Source organism: Lentzea chajnantorensis (genome assembly GCF_054300775.1).
In genome coordinates, this window is sequence record NZ_JBSDZT010000002.1 from 7,035,594 (window position 1) to 7,051,140 (window position 15,547).

Here is a 15,547-nt window from a genome sequence, read left to right on the forward strand (position 1 = left end):
GTCAGCGGCCGCCGTTCATCATGGTCACGAACTCGTCGAACAGGGGCGCGGCGTCGTGCGGACCGGCCGCGGCCTCGGGGTGGTACTGCACGGAGAACGCCGGTGCGTCGAGCAGCCGGACGCCCTCGACGGTGCCGTCGTTCGGGCAGTAGTGCGACAGCACGGCGCGGCCGAACTCCGAGGAGAACTCCTCGCCCGGCGTGCCCTCCAGCGCGAACCCGTGGTTCTGCGAGGTGATGGCGACCTTGCCGGTGGCCACGTCGATCACCGGGATGTTGATGCCGCGGTGGCCGTAGCGCATCTTGTAGGTCCCGCGGCCGACGGCGCGGCCGAGGATCTGGTTGCCGAAGCAGATGCCGAACAGCGGCAGCTCGCGGCCGAGCGCCTCCTTGGTCAGGGCGATGGCGTGGTCCTGCGTCGCCGGGTCGCCGGGGCCGTTGGAGAGGAAGAGACCGTCCGGGCTGACCTTGAGGATGTCCTCGAACGTGCTGGTCAGCGGCAGGACGTGCACCTCGATGCCGCGTGCGGCCATCATCCGCGGGGTGTTGGACTTGATGCCCAGGTCGAGCGCGGCGACGGTGAACTTCTTCTCGCCGATCGCCTCGACCACGTACGGCTTGTCGGTGGTGACGTCGACCGCGAGGTTCGCGCCGACCATCTGCGCGCTCGCCTTGACCTGCTCGACCATCGACGTGTCGTCGGTCAGCGCCGAGCCGGAGAACACACCGGCGCGCATCGCGCCCTGCTCGCGGATGTGGCGGGTCAGGGTGCGGGTGTCGAGGCCCGCGATGCCGACGACGCCCTGGTTCGCGAGCTCCTCGTCGAGACCGCGCCGGGAGCGCCAGTTCGACGGGGTGCGCGCGGGGTCGCGGACCACGTAGCCGGCCACCCAGATCTTCGTGGACTCGTCGTCCTCGTCGTTCCAGCCGGTGTTGCCGATCTGCGGCGCGGTCTGCACCACGATCTGGCGGTGGTAGGAGGGGTCGGTCAGGGTTTCCTGGTACCCGGTCATGGCCGTGGAGAACACGACCTCGCCGAGCGAGACGCCGGTCGCTCCGTACGCCTCACCGCGGAAGACGCGACCGTCTTCCAGCACCAATGCCGCGTTCGTCACGCCTTGCCCTCCGTGTTGATGGGGTCGTGGCCCAGAGCCGCGACCCACTCGTCGTAAACGTCCTTGTCGTCACCGCGGAACCCGGTGTCGAAGAGGTGGCCCTCGTTCTCCCACCGCAGCACCAGCAGGCCCTGCTCGCTGAACATGACCTTCCCGGCCAGCCCGCGGTCGGTGCGCGCGTCCCGGACGGACGCGGCGGGGATGAACAGCGGTGTGGCGCCGGTGCGTTCGATCGCGACGCCTTCCGGCACCAGGCTCAGCACGGCCTCCGCGCGGTGGCCGATGTCGCCGACCTGGATGCGGTCCTGCCAGTTGCCGGCGTTCGTCGTTCCGACGTAGACGCCCGTGGTCGTGAGCCTCGGCGTGCCGAGGGCCTGCGGCGGGGCGGGGAACGCGGGCAGGCCGGCCTGCTGGCGCTGGCGGCGCTTCCAGCCGTGCCACATGCCGTACACGCACAGCGCGAAGAACACGAGGACCGCCACGGAGAGGAGCACGCGGGTCATGGCGCAATCCTCCCCGCGAGTGCGGTCACGCGGCCACGCAAGATGGTGGCCGTCACCGCGCCGGGCAGCTCCATGCCCTCGAACGGGGTGTTGCCCGCGATGCTCGCGAGCTCCGCCCCGGTCACGGTCCACGTCGCGTCCGGGTCGACCAGCACCAGGTTCGCGGGCTCGCCGACCTCGATCGGACGGCCCTGGTCGGTCAGCCCGGCGATCTCGGCGGGCTTCTCGCTCATCACCCGCGCGACCCCGCGCCAGTCCAGCAGGCCGGTCTTCACCATCGTCTCGACGACGATGCCGAGCGCGGTCTGCAGGCCGAGCATGCCGGGGCGGGCGGCGGACCACTCGCAGTCCTTGTCCTGCACGGCGTGCGGGGCGTGGTCGGTGGCGACGCAGTCGATCGTGCCGTCGGCCAGCGCCTGGCGCAGCGCGTCCACGTCGGTCTGGGTGCGCAGCGGCGGGTTGACCTTGTTGACCGGGTCGTAGGTGCTCAGCCGGTCGTCGGTGAGGATCAGGTGGTGCGGGGTGACCTCGGCGCTGACCCTGGTGCCGCGGGCCTTGGCCCACTTCAGCACGTCGGCGGTGCCGGTGGTGCTGACGTGGCAGACGTGCAGCCTCGCCCCGACCTGCTGCGCGAGGATGCAGTCGCGCGCCACGATCGACTCCTCGGCGGCGGCGGGCCAGCCCTGCAGGCCGAGCCTGCTCGCGTTCTCGCCCTCGTGCGCCTGCGCGCCGACGGTGAGCTTCGGCTCCTCGGCGTGCTGGGCGATGACGGCACCGAGCGCCTTCGAGTACTCCAGCGCCCTGCGCATGATCAGCGGGTCGTGCACGCAGTGGCCGTCGTCGGAGAAGACGCGGACGTTCGCCTTGGACTTGGCCATCGTGCCGAGCTCGGCGAGCTTCTCGCCCCTGAGGCCGACGGTGACGGCGCCGACCGGGTGGACGTCGACCAGGCCGACCTCCTGGCCGCGGCGGGCGACGTGCTCGACGATGACGGCGTTGTCGGCGACCGGGTCGGTGTTGGCCATGGCGAAGACCGCCGTGTAGCCACCGAGAGCGGCGGCCCTGGAGCCCGTCTCGATGGTCTCGGTGTCCTCGCGGCCGGGTTCGCGCAGGTGGGTGTGCAGGTCGACGAAGCCGGGCAGCAGGACGGCGCCGTTGCCTTCGACGACCTCCGCGTTCTCGTCCGTGCCCTCGGCGATGACACCGTCACGGATCAAGACGTCACGCGGTTCCCCCTCGCCGTAGGGACGCACTCCCTTGAGCAGCAGGGGTTTCACGCGGTTTCCTCCTCGTGGGCAAGCAGGTGGTACAGCACGGCCATGCGCACGTGGACACCGTTGCGGACCTGCTCGGTGATGGCGGCCTGCGGGCTGTCGGCGACGACGGAGGCGATCTCCATGCCGCGCAGCATCGGGCCGGGGTGCAGCACGACGGCGTGCTCGGGCAGCAGCTTCAGGCGCCGCTCGTTGAGGCCGTAGGCGATCGAGTACTCGCGGGAAGCTCGGGAAGAACCCGCCGGTCATGCGTTCGGCCTGCACGCGCAGCAGCATCACGGCGTCCTGCGAGGGCAGCTCGGCGTCGATCTCGTGCGACACCGCGACCGGCCACTTCTCCACGCCCGTGGGCAGCAGCGTGGGCGGGGCGACCAGGGTGACCTCGGCGCCGAGCGTGGTGAGCAGGTGCACGTTCGAGCGGGCGACCCGGCTGTGCAGCACGTCGCCGACGATCGCGACCCGGCGGCCGTCGAGGCTGCCGAGGCGGTCGCGCAACGTCGCCGCGTCGAGCAGCGCCTGCGTCGGGTGCTCGTGCATGCCGTCGCCGGCGTTCACCACGGACGTGCCGGTGTGCTTGAGCCAGCCCGCGAGCCGGTGCGCCGCGCCGGAGGCCGGGTGCCGCACGATCACGCAGTCGGCGCCCGCGGCCTGCAACGTCAGGGCGGTGTCGCGCAACGACTCGCCCTTGTTGACGCTGGAGCCGGAGCTGCTGACGTTGATCACGTCGGCGGACATCCACTTGCCGGCGATCTCGAAGCTCACGCGGGTGCGGGTGCTGTTCTCGTAGAACATCGTGATCACGGTGCGGCCGCGCAGCGTCGGCAGCTTGCGGACCTCGCGGCCGAGCAGCGCCTGCTTCAGCCGGTCCGCGGTGTCGAGGATCGCGATCGCCTGGTCGCGGTCGAGGCCGTCGGTGGAGAGCAGGTGCTTCACTTCAGCACCACTCCGTCGCGGCCGTCGAACTCCTCGAGCATCACGACGACGTCCTCGGTCTTCGACGTGGGCAGGTTCTTGCCGACGTAGTCCGCCCGGATCGGCAGCTCGCGGTGGCCGCGGTCGACCAGCACGGCGAGCTGCACCGCACGGGGACGGCCGTGGTCGCGCAGGGCGTCGAGCGCGGCGCGGATGGTGCGGCCGGAGAACAGGACGTCGTCCACGAGCACGACGAGCTTGTCGTCGATGCCGCCGTCTGGCAGCTTCGTCGTCTCCAGCGGCCGCGTGGGGCCGCGGCGGAGGTCGTCGCGGTAGAGCGTGATGTCGAGGGTGCCCTCGCCGACCGACTTGCCGCAGAACTCGGTGATCTTGGCGGCCAGCCGACGGGCGAGAGGGGCTCCCCTGGAGGGAATACCCATCAAGACGACATCGGGTGCGCTGGGTGCATCGAGAGCGGTCTTCTCGATGATCTGATGGGCCATTCGGGCGACAGTGCGCGCGACATCACCGGCCGAAAGGATCTCGCGATCCCCGGCCGGATCCGTCGCGCCACGTTGACGTGACGCCACGGCTGGACCTCCTTCCCCGCCTCACTGGACGGGTCCTTAAAGGACGTCGGACACCTAGTGACAACTAGGCTGACCTGCACCGTATCACCTGTGGACGGTCAACCATCCGAGTGGTGTCGCACGCGTGGCGAGCGTCTCGTCCTGAGATCAGCTTGACCTGCCGACCACGGCGAGTAATCATTACTCTGCGTATCGATCTAAGCCTCCCCGCAGCACCGCCGTACTGCTGACGGGGCGAATGAACGGAGAACCGCCACATGGGCGACTACGCCAAGGCGCTGGGGGCCAAGCTCCGCGCTATCCGCCAGCAGCAGGGCCTGTCCCTGCACGGCGTCGAGCAGAAGTCCGGCGGTCGCTGGAAGGCCGTGGTCGTCGGCTCCTACGAGCGCGGTGACCGCGCGGTGACCGTGCAGAAGCTGGCCGAGCTGGCCGACTTCTACGGGGTCCCCGTCGCCGAGCTCCTGCCGGAGGGCCGCGTGCCCTCGGGTGCCGAGCCGGCCACCAAGATCGTGATCAACCTCGAACGGCTGCAGCAGCTGCCGGTCGAGAAGGTCGGCCCGCTGGCCCGCTACGCCGCGACGATCCAGTCGCAGCGCGGCGACTACAACGGCAAGGTCCTCTCGATCCGCACCGAGGACCTCCGCTCGCTGGCGATCATCTACGACATGACCCCCGGCGAGCTCACCGAGCAGCTCATCGACTGGGGCGTGCTGCCTCCCGAGGCCCGTCCGGCCAAGGAAGACTGAGCACCCCCGGGTCTTCACGCACAGTGGCTCCCGTGCCGTCCTGCTGGTCGCCCTCAGGACGGCGCGGGAGCCACTGCTGTTACTCCATCACTCGTTCGGGTGACAACGGCACCCGGTTCCGTCTCCGGTGCGTGATCACGCCGGGGGCACCAGCGCGGCGAGCTGCGCGCGGTCCTGGATGACGTGGATCGCGACGATCCGGTCGCCCTGGACCGTGAAGGCCATGAGCGAGAACAGCTCGCCGTCCACCCACGTCGCGAAGCCGGCCTCGCCGCCGATGAGCACCTCGCGGATTCGCGCGGTGGCCGCGAGCCTGCGGAACGCGCTCGCCCGTCCCGCCACGGCACGCGCGCCGACCACGTCGAGACGGCCGGCCCGCAGCGTGACCTCGGGGTGCAGCACCGCGATCAGGCCTTCGAGGTCCCCCTCCGACGACGCCCGCAGGAACGCGTTCACGACCTCGCGCTGCCCAGGCACGTCGACGTCGGGCCGCGGCTTGTCCTGCACGCGCTTGCGCGCCCGGCTCGCCAGCTGCCGCGTGGCGGCGGGCGTCTTGCCGATCAACGGCGCGATGTCGTCGAACGGCACCGCGAACATGTCGTGCAGCACGAACGCGAGCCGTTCGTCGGGCTTGAGGGTGTCCAGCACGATCAGCATCGCGAGCCCGACCTGGTCCTTCGCGACCGCCCGCTGCTCAGGCCCCTCGGCGGCGTCGACCACCGGGTCCGGCATCTCGTGCGCGTGCTCGCGGCGGTCCCGCAGCATGTTCAGGCACACGCGGGCGACGACCGTGGTGAGCCAGCCCTGCGGGTTCTCGACCTCGGCGGTGTCGGCCCGCTGCACGCGCAGCCACGCCTCCTGCACCGCGTCGTCGGCCTCGGCGAACGACCCCAGCACCCGGTGGGCGACGGCGCGCAGCCGGGCGCGCTCCTGCTCGAACTGCGCGATCAAAGCTCCCCCTGTGGCCTGGCGCACACGCTGTCACGTTCGCGGACGCCGCCGGGTCAACCGGGCAGCGACTCACCTGGGAGGGTAATCATGAAGATCCTCGTCACGGGCGGCACCGGCACCCTCGGCCGGCACGTCGTCCCGCTGCTGCGGGCGCACGGCGCCGAGGTCGTGGTGCTGAGCAGGCACTCGGGCCTGGTGTGCGACCTGCTCGCCGGTGACGTCCCCGCCATCGACGCCGACGTCGTCGTGCACCTCGCCGGTGGCCAGAAGGGCGACGACGTGGCGACCCGCAACCTGCTCGCGGCCTGCACGGGCGTGCGCCACCTGGTGCACATCTCGGTGATCGGCGCTGACACCGTGCCGCTGGCGTGGCTGCGCACCAAGCTCGCCTGCGAGCAGGCCGTCGCCGCGTCGGGCATCCCGTTCACGATCCTGCGCGCCGCCCAGTTCCACGACCTGACGCTGACGGTGGTGCGGGCCATGGCGAAGCTGCCGGTCGTGCCGGTGCCGGGTCTGCGCCTGCAGCCGGTCGACGCCGCGGACGTGGCCGCCCGCATCGCCGAGCTCGCACTGGGCGCACCCGCCGGTCGCGTGCCCGATCTCGCCGGTCCGGCCGAGTACGAGCTCAAGCAGCTGGTGCGCGACTACCTGACCAGCGCGGGCAAGTGGCGGCCCATCGTGCCCGTGCGGCTGCCGGGCAAGGTGGGGAAGGCCTACCGGGACGGGCACAACCTCACCCTGGACGGCGACCGCGGAACCCGTACGTGGGCGCGGTTCCTGGCGGCCGCACGGCCCGGTGACGTCCTGGCCGGGTGACATCCTGGCCGGGTGACCACCGCTGACACAGACCTGCTCACCGACCGCACGCCGCTGCCGGACGGCCTGGACGCCCGGCTGCGCGAACACCTCACGTTCCTGATCGAGGTCGACAAGCTGAAGACGGTGCTGCGCCAGTCCCCGCTCGCCGCGGCCGACCGCAGGGAGAACGACGCCGAGCACTCCTGGCACCTCGCGCTCATGGTCCTGGTCCTCGCCGAGTACGCCGACGAGCCGATCGACGTCGGGCACACGATCAAGCTCGTGGTGGTGCACGACCTCGTCGAGATCCACGCGGGCGACACCCCGCTCTACGACGCGGAGATGGGCACCGGCCAGCAGGACCGCGAGGAGGCCGCCGCCGACCGGTTGTTCGGCCTGCTGCCCACCGACACGGCGGCCGGGCTGCGGGCGTTGTGGGACGAGTTCGAGGCGCGCGCCACGCCGGAAGCCCGGTTCGCGAAGGCCATGGACCGGCTCCAACCCCTGTTGCTGAACTGGATGGCGCGGGGCGGCACCTGGCGCACGCCCGGCGTCACGGCGGACGACGTGCGCGCCCGCAAGGCGGTCATCGGTGAGGCGTCGGCGGCGCTGTGGGACGCCGGGCGGCACCTCATTGACGAGGGCGAGCGCCGCGGGTGGGCGCGTGGCCAGCGGTCTCCGGACCGCAACCTTCAGGACCGCACCACGCGGTAGGTCAGGTGCGTGAACGTGGCGGCGGGGCGTGACTCGACCTGCTCCAGCACGAGGCCGGGTACGCCGTCGAACAGCCGGGTGCCGGCGCCGAGGGTGACCGGCACGATCCGCAGGCGCAGCTCGTCGACCAGGCCGGCGGCGAGGTACTGGTTGACGGTCGTGGCACCGCCGTGGATGGAGACGTTGCGGTCACCGGCGGCGTCGCGGGCGCGGTCGAGGGCCGCCTCGATGCCGTCGGTGACGAAGTGGAAGGTCGTGCCGCCCTGCATCGGCTGCGGGTCGCGCGGGTGGTGGGTGAGGACGAACACCGGTGCGTGGTAGGGCGGCTCCTCGCCCCACCAGCCGTTCCACGGCCGGTCCCACTCGCCGCGGACCGGGCCGAACATGTTGCGGCCCATGATGAACGCCCCGGTCTGCGCGAGCTGGTCGAGCTGCAGGCGCTGCTCGGCGGGGTCGTCGTACCAGGCGTGCAACGTGCTGCCCCAGCCGTCACCGCCGTCGTCGCCGAACGGGCGTTCCTCGGTCTGGTCGTGGCCCGCCGCGAAGCCGTCGAGGGAGATCGAGAGGTCGCAGGTCACCTTGGTCATGGAGGAAGATCATGGTGCCGTTGACCCGTGACGTCCAACGCCAGAACCAGCGCGAACTCATCGAGAGCGTTGATGCGTGCGTTCGTCGCCGCAGGTGCGGGTGTCGCGTTGCGACCGGGCCTCGCGCTCCCGTGCGCTGAACGGCCGCCCGCTCCCGGACCGGGGCGAGCGGCCGTGCGCCGAACATGTGGCGTGCCGTGGGGCGGTTGCCGGATGAGTCACGGCACCGTCGCGCGGCACACCGCTACAGCACCGCGCGCAACTGGTCGGCGATGACCGCGATCCGGCCGAGCACGCCGTTCACGAACCGCGGCGAGTCGTCGGTGGACAGGCCCTTGGCGAGCTCCACCGCCTCGTCGATCGCGACCGCGTCCGGCACGTCGGCCGCCCACAGCAGCTCGTACAGGCCGATCCGCAGCACCGCGCGGTCGACGGCGGGCATGCGCTGCAGCGTCCAGCCCTCGGCGTGTTCCGAGATCAGGTCGTCGATGCGCGTCCGGTGGGCGGTGACGCCCTCGACGAGCGTGACCGTGTAGTCGTTGACCGGGGGGACGTCCGGTGAGCCGACGCGTTCGGCCAGCAGCGTCACCGGGTCGGTGCCCAGCAGGTCGGCTTCGTAGAGGAAGTCGACCGCGCGCTTGCGGGCCTTGCTCCGAGCACCCATCAGGACTTGTCGCTGATGCGGCCGAGGTAGCGGCCGTCGCGGGTGTCGACCTTGATCTTCTCGCCGGTCGTGACGAACAGCGGGACCTGGATCTCGGCGCCGGTCTCCAGGCGAGCGGGCTTGGTGCCGCCGGTGGAGCGGTCGCCCTGCAGGCCGGGGTCGGTGTGCTCGATGACGAGCTCGACCGAGGTCGGGAGCTCGATGAACAGCGGCACGCCCTCGTGGACGGCCACGACCGCCTCCTGGTTCTCCAGCAGGAAGTCGGCGGCGTCGCCCACCGTCTCAGCCGGGACCGGGATCTGGTCGTAGGTGTCACCGTCCATGAAGATGAAGTCGGTGCCCTCCTTGTACAGGTAGGTCATGCCGCGCTTGTCCACGGTGGCCGTGTCGACCTTCGTGCCCGCGTTGAAGGTCTTGTCGACGACCTTCCCGGTCAGCACGTGCTTGAGGGTCGTGCGCACGAAGGCGCCACCCTTGCCGGGCTTGACGTGCTGGAACGCGGTGACGGTCCAGAGCTGGCCGTCGAGGTTCAGCACCAGGCCGTTCTTCAGGTCGTTCGTGGTGGCCACGGTGGGATTTCTCCTGTGTTGGGCTGGGCGTCAGACGACCACGAGTTCCTTCGTGGTCAGGGTGAGGAGCTCCGGTCCGCTTTCGCGCACCACGAGGGTGTCCTCGATGCGGACCCCGCCCTTCCCCGGCAAGTAGACGCCAGGCTCGACGGTGACCGCCATACCGGCCGAAAGTGTACCGGCACCCACCTTCGACAACGCCGGTGCCTCGTGGATCTCCAGCCCGACGCCGTGCCCGAGGCCGTGCAGGAAGTCCTCCCCGTGCCCGGCCTCCTCGATGACCTCCCGCGACGCGTGGTCGACCTCGCTGACCTCCGCACCCGGCTTGAGCGCGGTGCGCCCGGCCGCCTGCGAGCGCGCGACCAGGTCGTACAGGTCGCGCTGCCAGTCGGCGGGCTTGCCGAGCACCAGGGTGCGGGTCATGTCCGAGTGGTAGCCGTCGACGAGCGCGCCGAAGTCGAGCTTGATGAAGTCGCCCACGTGCAGCGTCGCGTCCGTCGGCGAGTGGTGCGGCACCGCCGAGTTCGCGCCGAACGCCACGATCGACGAGAACGACGGCCCCTCCGCACCGTGGTCGAGCATGCGGCTCTCCAGCTCACGCGCGACGTCGCGCTCGGTCCGCCCGGCCCGCAGCCCGCCGTGCCCGATCAACGCCGCCAGCGCCCGGTCCGCCGCCGCGCACGCCATCCGCAGCGCCTCGACCTCGGCGTCGTCCTTGACCAGCCGCAGCTTCTCGACCAGCCCGCCCGCCTTGACGAGCTCCGCCTTCTCCGCCGCCTGCGCGAGCCCGTCCAGCCCGTCGACCGTGACGTGGTGGCTCTCGAACCCGAGCCTGCCCTTCGCCCGCTTCGCGAGCGCGAGGTCGCACGGCCGTTCGGTCGACCGCTCCAGGTCCGGCACCTGCTTCGCCGACTGCGTGAGATAACGCCCATCGGTGCAGAAGACGGTCTTGTCGTCGCCGCTCGCGTCGACCAGGAGGGCGGCGTTCGACCCGGTGAACCCCGTCAGGTAGCGGACGTTGAGCAGGTTCGTCACGAGGAGCGCGTCCAGCTCCGCGTCCTGGAGCTGTCGGCGCAGTGCGGTTCGGCGAGCGGCGTAGGACGACATGCCTCGCAGCGTACGGCCAGTCCTAAGCTGTCCGCATGCGTCCTTGGATCGCCCGTGCGTTGTGGATGGGTCTGCTGCACGGAGCCGTGCAGACCGGCGTCGCCGCCGTCGCGGTCCGCAGCCCCGAGGCGACGGCGGTGGGCCCGATCGCCCTCGGTCTCCTGATCGTCGCGGCGGTCCTGTGGGGCGCGGTCGACGCGCTGCGCGAGCTCCCGTCGCCCGGCATGCAGTGGTTCATCGCGGCACTGGTCGCCGGGCCGTTCGCCGGTGCCCTGGGCGTGATCGGGTCGGCGGTGCTGGTCGACCAGACCGGGCAGGAGGCGCTGTGGGTGGCGCTGACGGGTGGCGCCGCCTTCACGGCGCTGCTGATCCTGGCGCCGGCCGGGCTCGGGATGCTGCTGGGCGGGGTGCTGGCGCGGCGGTCCTCAGTCAGCGACTAGCTCGACCTCGAAGCCGTCCGCGTTTTCGAGGAACGCCGCGTAGTGGCCGGGGCCGCCGGCGTGGGGGTGCCGGTCCTCGAACAGGAGGTGCCAGCCGTGGTGCCGGGCCTCCTCGGTGAGGCGGTCGACGTTCGCCCTGTCACCCGCGTGCAGGGCCAGGTGGTTGAGGCCGGCTTTCATCCGATCGTGTGGGCCGGTGAGGGCCGGGGACTGCTCGGTGACCACGTAGGTGCGGCCGAGTTTCCAGCTCACGCCCGCTGACCAGCGTTGGTGCTCGGTCCAGCCGAGCTGCTGGAGGAGCCACCCGATCGTGGACTCGGCGCGGGCCAGATCAGGGACCCAGAGCTCGACGTGGTGCAGCATCGGTGGTCCTTCCGGGATCATGTGGACACATGCGCAACGACGTCACGGGCGATGTCCGCGACAACGGCGTGGTCTTGCAGGTTCGCGATGTCGGCGGGGACATCTTCATCGGTGTGCGCCGGCCGCGCCGGAGGCGGGTCGCGTGGGCGCAGGTGCTGCTGGTGATCTTGCTGGTCGCCGGGGAGCAGTACGCGTGGCAGGCCGCCGCCGACACGACGTTCCTCGCGGGAGAGGACATCCGGCCGCCCTGGGCTGCTGACGACCTGGTCTTCTCGCTGGTCGCGGACAAGCTCGCGACGTGCGCGGAAGAGGTGGTGGCCCGGCCGGCGAACTGCCCGCAACGCTCTGCCGCACCGATCACCGGCACCGTGGTGTGGACGCTGGTCGGCGACCCCCGCGACGGGATGCGGACCGTCTGGCACGACGGCGTGCTGAAGGTCTTCGGCGCCGCCGTGATGACGCTGTGGTTCCACGACGACCTGGACGTGGTGACCGTCGACTTCGCCACCGAGGTGCGCTGGCGTGGACGCGAGACCACGGCCGAGGACGTGGGACCGGTCGAGCCGGGCGTGTCCCCGGTCCCGCCCAGGCGCGGGTTCGAGCTGGAACGCGGGCAGGTCGTCGCCGCCGTCGGGCGCAAGTTCGACCTGTGCACGGCCCCGCGGACCCTGCCGATGGAGGTGACCTGCCCCCGCGCAGCCGGCCCGACCCGCACACCGCCGCGCCACGACATCAGGTGGGTGCGCAACTCCGACCCCGTGGACAACGTGGACGTCCGCTACGACCACAGGTTCGGCCTCGTGATCGCGACGGGCGACTACTCCCTCTCCGCGCTGCCCCGCGACCTCGCCGGGCAAGCCGATCCCCAGCTCCCGCAGCTGCACAGCGGGAACTACGTGGCCTACCTGGTCCGTGGACCTGACGGCACGGCGGTGGTGCTCGACCTGGAGCACCAGCCGTGAGCGGTCACTCCTGCTTGAGCGACAGCCAGCGCAGGGCCAGCAGGTAGCCCTCCACGCCGAGGCCCGCGATCACGCCGTTCGCCACCGCCGAGACCACGCTGTGGTGGCGGAACTCCTCGCGCTGGTGGATGTTCGAGATGTGCACCTCGACCAGGGGTGCGGTGAGCTGGGAGCAGGCGTCGCGGAGCGCGATGGAGTAGTGGGTCCAGGCGGCGCCGTTGAGGACGACCGGGGTGGCGGCGTCGGCGGCCTCGTGGAGCCACTCGACCATCTGGCCCTCGTGGTTGGTCTGGCGGACCTCGACGTCGAGGCCGAGGGTCTTGCCCTCGGTCTCGCACATCTCCACCAGGTCGGCGTGGGTGGTGCTGCCGTAGATCAGCGGCTCGCGGGTGCCCAGGCGGTTGAGGTTCGGGCCGTTGAGGACGAGGACCTTCACAGCAGCACCGTTCCGCCGGATTTGGGCTTCGGTTCCGCGGCGACCGCGGAGTAGGCGGCGGCGATCAGGGCCGGGTCCGGGCCTTCGAGGCGGCCGGGTTTCGCGAGGCCGTCGAGGACGACGAAGCGCAGGACGCCGGCCTTGTTCTTCTTGTCGACCTTCATGCCCTCCATGAGCTGCGGGAGGGCGTCGGCGTCGTAGGAGGTCGGGAGGCCGAGGGACTGCAGCACGGCGCGGTGGCGGTCGGCGGTCGCGTCGTCGAGGCGGCCGGCCAGGCGGGCCAGCTCGGCGGCGAAGACGAGGCCCACGCTGATGGCGGCGCCGTGGCGCCAGCGGTAGCGCTCGCGGCGTTCGATGGCGTGGCCGAGGGTGTGGCCGTAGTTCAGGATCTCGCGCAGGGAGGACTCGTGCAGGTCCGCGGAGACGACGTCGGCCTTGATCTGGATCTTGCGGCGGATCAGCTCGGCCAGCACGTCGCCGGTGGGGTCCAGGGCGGCCTGCGGGTCGGCCTCGATCAGGTCGAGGATGACCGGGTCGGCGATGAAGCCGCCCTTCACGATCTCGGCCATGCCCGCGATGAGCTCGTTGCGCGGCAACGTCTCCAGGGTGGCCAGGTCGACGAAGACGACCTCGGGCTCGTAGAACGTGCCCACGAGGTTCTTGCCGGCGTCGGTGTTGATGCCGGTCTTGCCGCCGACGGCGGCGTCGACCATGCCCAGCAGGGTGGTCGGGATGTTCACCAGGCGCACGCCGCGCATCCACGTGGAGGCGACGAAGCCCGCGAGGTCGGTGACGGCGCCGCCGCCGAGGCCGACCACGACGTCGTTGCGGGACAGGCCGATCTTGCCCAACACGTCCCAGCAGAAGCCGGCGACGGCGAGGTCCTTGCCGTCCTCGGCGTCAGGTACCTCGACGCGGTGCGCGTCGATGCCGGTCGCCTTCAGCTCGTCGACCAGCACTTCGGCCGTGGCGGCGAGGGTCGGCTGGTGCACGATCGCGACCTTGGCGGTGCCCTCCAGGTGCACGACGATCTCGCCCAGCAGACCGCGGCCGATCACCACGAGGTACGGCTTCTCGGCGTTGACCTCGACGGTCAGCGGCTCGGTCATTCCCCAACTCCCTTGATCACCGCGTCGGCCACCTGCTCCGGGTCGAGGGCGTCGGTGGCCACCTCGATCGTCGCGACCTCGCGGTACAGCGGCAGGCGCGCGTCGAGCAGCGCCTTGAACGTCGCGCGCGGGTTCACGCCGGACAGCAGCGGCCGCGCGGACGACAGCCCGGTGCGGCGCACCCCCTCGGCCATGCCCACGTTCAGGAACACGACGGTGTGCTCGCGCAGCCGCTCGCGGGTCGTGGCGGACAGCACCGCTCCCCCGCCCAGCGCCAGCACGCCCTCGTGCTCGGCCAGCGCCTTGGCGACCGCTTCCTCTTCGAGTGCGCGGAAGACGGGCTCGCCGTCGTCGGTGAAGATGTCCGAGATCGGCTTGCCGGCCGAGGCCACGACGTCGGCGTCGACGTCGCGGAACGGCAGGCCGAGCCGGGCGGCGAGCATCTCGCTGATCGTGGTCTTGCCGGCTCCTGGCGGCCCGACCACGACGAACCTCGGGCTCACATGCCCTCCCAGCGGGCTTCCAGCGCCTTGAGGTAGGCGTGCGCGTTGCGGCGCGTCTCGTCGAGCGAGTCGCCGCCGAACTTCTCCAGCGCGGCCTCGGCCAGCACGAGCGCCATCACGGACTCCAGCACGACACCGGCCCGCGGCACCGCGCACACGTCCGAGCGCTGGTGGATCGCGACGGCGGGCTCACCGGTCCGCACGTCCACGGTGGACAGTGCACGCGGGACGGTCGAGATCGGCTTCATGGCCACGCGCGCCCGCAGGACCTCGCCGTTGGTGATGCCGCCTTCGAGGCCACCGGCCCGGTTCGACCGCCGCGTGACACCGACCGGTCCGCTGCCGCGGTCGATCTCGTCGTGCGCCTGCGAGCCCCAGCGCCGGGCGGAGGTGAAGCCGTCGCCGATCTCCACGCCCTTCATGGCCTGCACGCCCATCAGCGCGGCGGCGAGCCGCGCGTCGAGGCGGCGGTCCCAGTGCACGTGCGAGCCCAGGCCGGGTGGCAACCCGTACGCGAGCACCTCGATGACGCCGCCGACGGTGTCACCGGCCTCCTTGACGGCCTCGACCTCGGCCACCATCGCCTCGGTCCCGCGCGGGTCGAAGCACCGCGTCGGCGACTCGTCGATCGCCGCCAGGTCGTCCGGCGTCGGCAGCGCCGCGTCCGCGGGCGTCTCGGCCGTGCCGATGGACACCACGTGGCTGAGGATCTGCACGCCCAGCAGCTGCTGCAGGAACTGCCGCGCCACCGTGCCGAGCGCCGTGCGCGCCGCGGTCTCCCGCGCGCTCGCCCGCTCCAGCACCGGCCGGGCCTCGTCGAAGCCGAACTTCTGCATGCCGGGCAGGTCCGCGTGCCCCGGTCGCGGCCGGGTCAGGGCCTCGTTGCGGCCGGTGGGCTTGAGCAGGCTCGGGTCGACGGGGTCCGGGGACATGACCGTCTGCCACTTGGGCCACTCGGTGTTGCCGATGGTGACGGCGATCGGCCCGCCCTGGGTCCTGCCGTGGCGCACGCCGCCGAGGATCTCGACCTCGTCCTGCTCGAACCCCATCCGCGGCGAGCGACCGAACCCGAGCCTGCGCCGGCCCAGCTGGGCGACGAGATCGTCGGTGGTCACCTCCACCCCGGCGGGCATGCCCTCCAGCACGGCGACGAGGGCGGGGCCGTGTGACTCTCCAGCGGTGATCCAGCGCAGCACGTTCACAAT

The 15,547-nt window shown here is 71.5% G+C and carries 18 protein-coding genes and 2 pseudogenes; 5 read left to right on the forward strand and 15 right to left on the reverse strand.

Translation table 11 applies throughout. From position 1 onward, the window contains the following. Window position 1: 1 nt before the first annotated feature. From carA to pyrR, 5 genes and pseudogenes are all read right to left on the reverse strand, one after another. On the reverse strand, window positions 2-1,114 hold the full coding sequence (carA, locus tag ACVDFE_RS33680) for a glutamine-hydrolyzing carbamoyl-phosphate synthase small subunit (protein WP_360387079.1): 1,113 nt from the start codon (window positions 1,112-1,114) through the stop codon (window positions 2-4). Then, on the reverse strand, window positions 1,111-1,617 hold the full coding sequence (locus ACVDFE_RS33685; protein ID WP_360387076.1) for a PH-like domain-containing protein: 507 nt from the start codon (window positions 1,615-1,617) through the stop codon (window positions 1,111-1,113). The genes carA and ACVDFE_RS33685 overlap by 4 nt, the downstream gene beginning before the upstream one ends. Then, on the reverse strand, window positions 1,614-2,894 hold the full coding sequence (locus ACVDFE_RS33690; RefSeq protein WP_458433341.1) for a dihydroorotase: 1,281 nt from the start codon (window positions 2,892-2,894) through the stop codon (window positions 1,614-1,616). The genes ACVDFE_RS33685 and ACVDFE_RS33690 overlap by 4 nt, the downstream gene beginning before the upstream one ends. Continuing rightward, a pseudogene (locus ACVDFE_RS33695) lies at window positions 2,891-3,824 on the reverse strand (aspartate carbamoyltransferase catalytic subunit). Before ACVDFE_RS33695 ends, ACVDFE_RS33690 begins: the two are co-directional and overlap by 4 nt. After that, window positions 3,821-4,393 carry a bifunctional pyr operon transcriptional regulator/uracil phosphoribosyltransferase PyrR gene (gene pyrR, locus ACVDFE_RS33700; protein ID WP_360387067.1) on the reverse strand — a complete coding sequence of 191 codons (573 nt, stop codon included), beginning with the start codon at window positions 4,391-4,393 and terminating at the stop codon, window positions 3,821-3,823. The pseudogene ACVDFE_RS33695 and the gene pyrR overlap by 4 nt, the downstream one beginning before the upstream one ends. A 257-nt stretch (window positions 4,394-4,650) precedes the next feature. Between pyrR and bldD the strand changes: the two genes are divergently transcribed. Further along, window positions 4,651-5,139, forward strand: coding sequence for a transcriptional regulator BldD (gene bldD / locus ACVDFE_RS33705; protein WP_030471611.1), 489 nt, complete (start codon window positions 4,651-4,653; stop codon window positions 5,137-5,139). 135 nt (window positions 5,140-5,274) lie between these two features. Here the strand turns inward: bldD and ACVDFE_RS33710 are convergent, their stop codons facing one another. Then, window positions 5,275-6,090, reverse strand: a complete 816-nt coding sequence (locus ACVDFE_RS33710) for a sigma-70 family RNA polymerase sigma factor (protein WP_458433342.1) — start codon at window positions 6,088-6,090, stop codon at window positions 5,275-5,277. An 87-nt stretch (window positions 6,091-6,177) separates the two neighbouring features. Here ACVDFE_RS33710 and ACVDFE_RS33715 point away from each other — a divergent pair, with 87 nt between their 5' ends. Beyond that, window positions 6,178-6,906 carry an SDR family oxidoreductase gene (locus ACVDFE_RS33715; RefSeq protein ID WP_458433343.1) on the forward strand — a complete coding sequence of 243 codons (729 nt, stop codon included), beginning with the start codon at window positions 6,178-6,180 and terminating at the stop codon, window positions 6,904-6,906. Window positions 6,907-6,918: 12 nt separating this feature from the next. Then, the gene (locus ACVDFE_RS33720) at window positions 6,919-7,602 is read left to right on the forward strand and encodes an HD domain-containing protein (RefSeq protein ID WP_458433344.1); all 684 of its coding nucleotides are present in this window, start codon (window positions 6,919-6,921) and stop codon (window positions 7,600-7,602) included. On the opposite strand, the gene ACVDFE_RS33725 is transcribed toward ACVDFE_RS33720, so the two are convergent. From ACVDFE_RS33725 to ACVDFE_RS33740, 4 genes are all read right to left on the reverse strand, one after another. Then, a complete protein-coding gene (locus ACVDFE_RS33725) occupies window positions 7,581-8,189 on the reverse strand; it encodes a dihydrofolate reductase family protein (RefSeq protein WP_458433345.1) in 609 nt (202 codons plus the stop codon). The genes ACVDFE_RS33720 and ACVDFE_RS33725 overlap by 22 nt on opposite strands. Before the next feature lie 244 nt (window positions 8,190-8,433). Next, window positions 8,434-8,853 carry a transcription antitermination factor NusB gene (gene nusB, locus ACVDFE_RS33730; RefSeq protein ID WP_360387054.1) on the reverse strand — a complete coding sequence of 140 codons (420 nt, stop codon included), beginning with the start codon at window positions 8,851-8,853 and terminating at the stop codon, window positions 8,434-8,436. Beyond that, window positions 8,853-9,422, reverse strand: coding sequence for an elongation factor P (gene efp, locus ACVDFE_RS33735; protein WP_360387052.1), 570 nt, complete (start codon window positions 9,420-9,422; stop codon window positions 8,853-8,855). The genes nusB and efp overlap by 1 nt, the downstream gene beginning before the upstream one ends. Before the next feature lie 30 nt (window positions 9,423-9,452). Beyond that, the gene (locus ACVDFE_RS33740) at window positions 9,453-10,529 is read right to left on the reverse strand and encodes a M24 family metallopeptidase (protein WP_360387049.1); all 1,077 of its coding nucleotides are present in this window, start codon (window positions 10,527-10,529) and stop codon (window positions 9,453-9,455) included. Window positions 10,530-10,564: 35 nt separating this feature from the next. On the opposite strand from ACVDFE_RS33740, the gene ACVDFE_RS33745 reads away from it, so the two are divergent. Next, window positions 10,565-10,969, forward strand: a complete 405-nt coding sequence (locus ACVDFE_RS33745; RefSeq protein ID WP_458433346.1) for a B-4DMT family transporter — start codon at window positions 10,565-10,567, stop codon at window positions 10,967-10,969. On the opposite strand, the gene ACVDFE_RS33750 is transcribed toward ACVDFE_RS33745, so the two are convergent. Beyond that, window positions 10,955-11,332 carry a VOC family protein gene (locus ACVDFE_RS33750; RefSeq protein ID WP_458433347.1) on the reverse strand — a complete coding sequence of 126 codons (378 nt, stop codon included), beginning with the start codon at window positions 11,330-11,332 and terminating at the stop codon, window positions 10,955-10,957. The genes ACVDFE_RS33745 and ACVDFE_RS33750 overlap by 15 nt on opposite strands. A gap of 29 nt (window positions 11,333-11,361) precedes the next feature. Between ACVDFE_RS33750 and ACVDFE_RS33755 the strand changes: the two genes are divergently transcribed. Further along, window positions 11,362-12,294 carry a hypothetical protein gene (locus ACVDFE_RS33755; RefSeq protein WP_458433348.1) on the forward strand — a complete coding sequence of 311 codons (933 nt, stop codon included), beginning with the start codon at window positions 11,362-11,364 and terminating at the stop codon, window positions 12,292-12,294. 4 nt (window positions 12,295-12,298) lie between these two features. Here ACVDFE_RS33755 and aroQ read toward each other — a convergent pair whose 3' ends face one another. From aroQ to aroC, 4 genes and pseudogenes are all read right to left on the reverse strand, one after another. Next, window positions 12,299-12,730 (reverse strand): type II 3-dehydroquinate dehydratase, encoded by a 432-nt coding sequence (aroQ, locus tag ACVDFE_RS33760; RefSeq protein WP_458433349.1) that lies wholly within the window; start codon window positions 12,728-12,730, stop codon window positions 12,299-12,301. After that, complete coding sequence (gene aroB, locus ACVDFE_RS33765) at window positions 12,727-13,791, reverse strand: 3-dehydroquinate synthase (protein ID WP_458434441.1); 1,065 nt, start codon at window positions 13,789-13,791, stop codon at window positions 12,727-12,729. The genes aroQ and aroB overlap by 4 nt, the downstream gene beginning before the upstream one ends. A gap of 25 nt (window positions 13,792-13,816) precedes the next feature. Then, a pseudogene (locus tag ACVDFE_RS33770) lies at window positions 13,817-14,342 on the reverse strand (shikimate kinase); the annotation flags it as partial. After that, complete coding sequence (gene aroC, locus ACVDFE_RS33775; RefSeq protein ID WP_458433350.1) at window positions 14,339-15,538, reverse strand: chorismate synthase; 1,200 nt, start codon at window positions 15,536-15,538, stop codon at window positions 14,339-14,341. The pseudogene ACVDFE_RS33770 and the gene aroC, both read right to left, overlap by 4 nt. Window positions 15,539-15,547 lie beyond the last annotated feature (9 nt).

Coding starts and splice junctions, on each gene's coding strand:
- ACVDFE_RS33685 (WP_360387076.1), bottom strand. CDS start 1,617: ATGACCCGCGTGCTCCTCTCCGTGGCGGTCCTCGTGTTCTTCGCGCTG.
- bldD (WP_030471611.1), top strand. CDS start 4,651: ATGGGCGACTACGCCAAGGCGCTGGGGGCCAAGCTCCGCGCTATCCGC.
- ACVDFE_RS33715 (WP_458433343.1), top strand. CDS start 6,178: ATGAAGATCCTCGTCACGGGCGGCACCGGCACCCTCGGCCGGCACGTC.
- ACVDFE_RS33725 (WP_458433345.1), bottom strand. CDS start 8,189: ATGACCAAGGTGACCTGCGACCTCTCGATCTCCCTCGACGGCTTCGCG.
- nusB (WP_360387054.1), bottom strand. CDS start 8,853: ATGGGTGCTCGGAGCAAGGCCCGCAAGCGCGCGGTCGACTTCCTCTAC.
- ACVDFE_RS33740 (WP_360387049.1), bottom strand. CDS start 10,529: ATGTCGTCCTACGCCGCTCGCCGAACCGCACTGCGCCGACAGCTCCAG.
- ACVDFE_RS33745 (WP_458433346.1), top strand. CDS start 10,565: ATGCGTCCTTGGATCGCCCGTGCGTTGTGGATGGGTCTGCTGCACGGA.
- ACVDFE_RS33750 (WP_458433347.1), bottom strand. CDS start 11,332: ATGCTGCACCACGTCGAGCTCTGGGTCCCTGATCTGGCCCGCGCCGAG.
- ACVDFE_RS33755 (WP_458433348.1), top strand. CDS start 11,362: ATGCGCAACGACGTCACGGGCGATGTCCGCGACAACGGCGTGGTCTTG.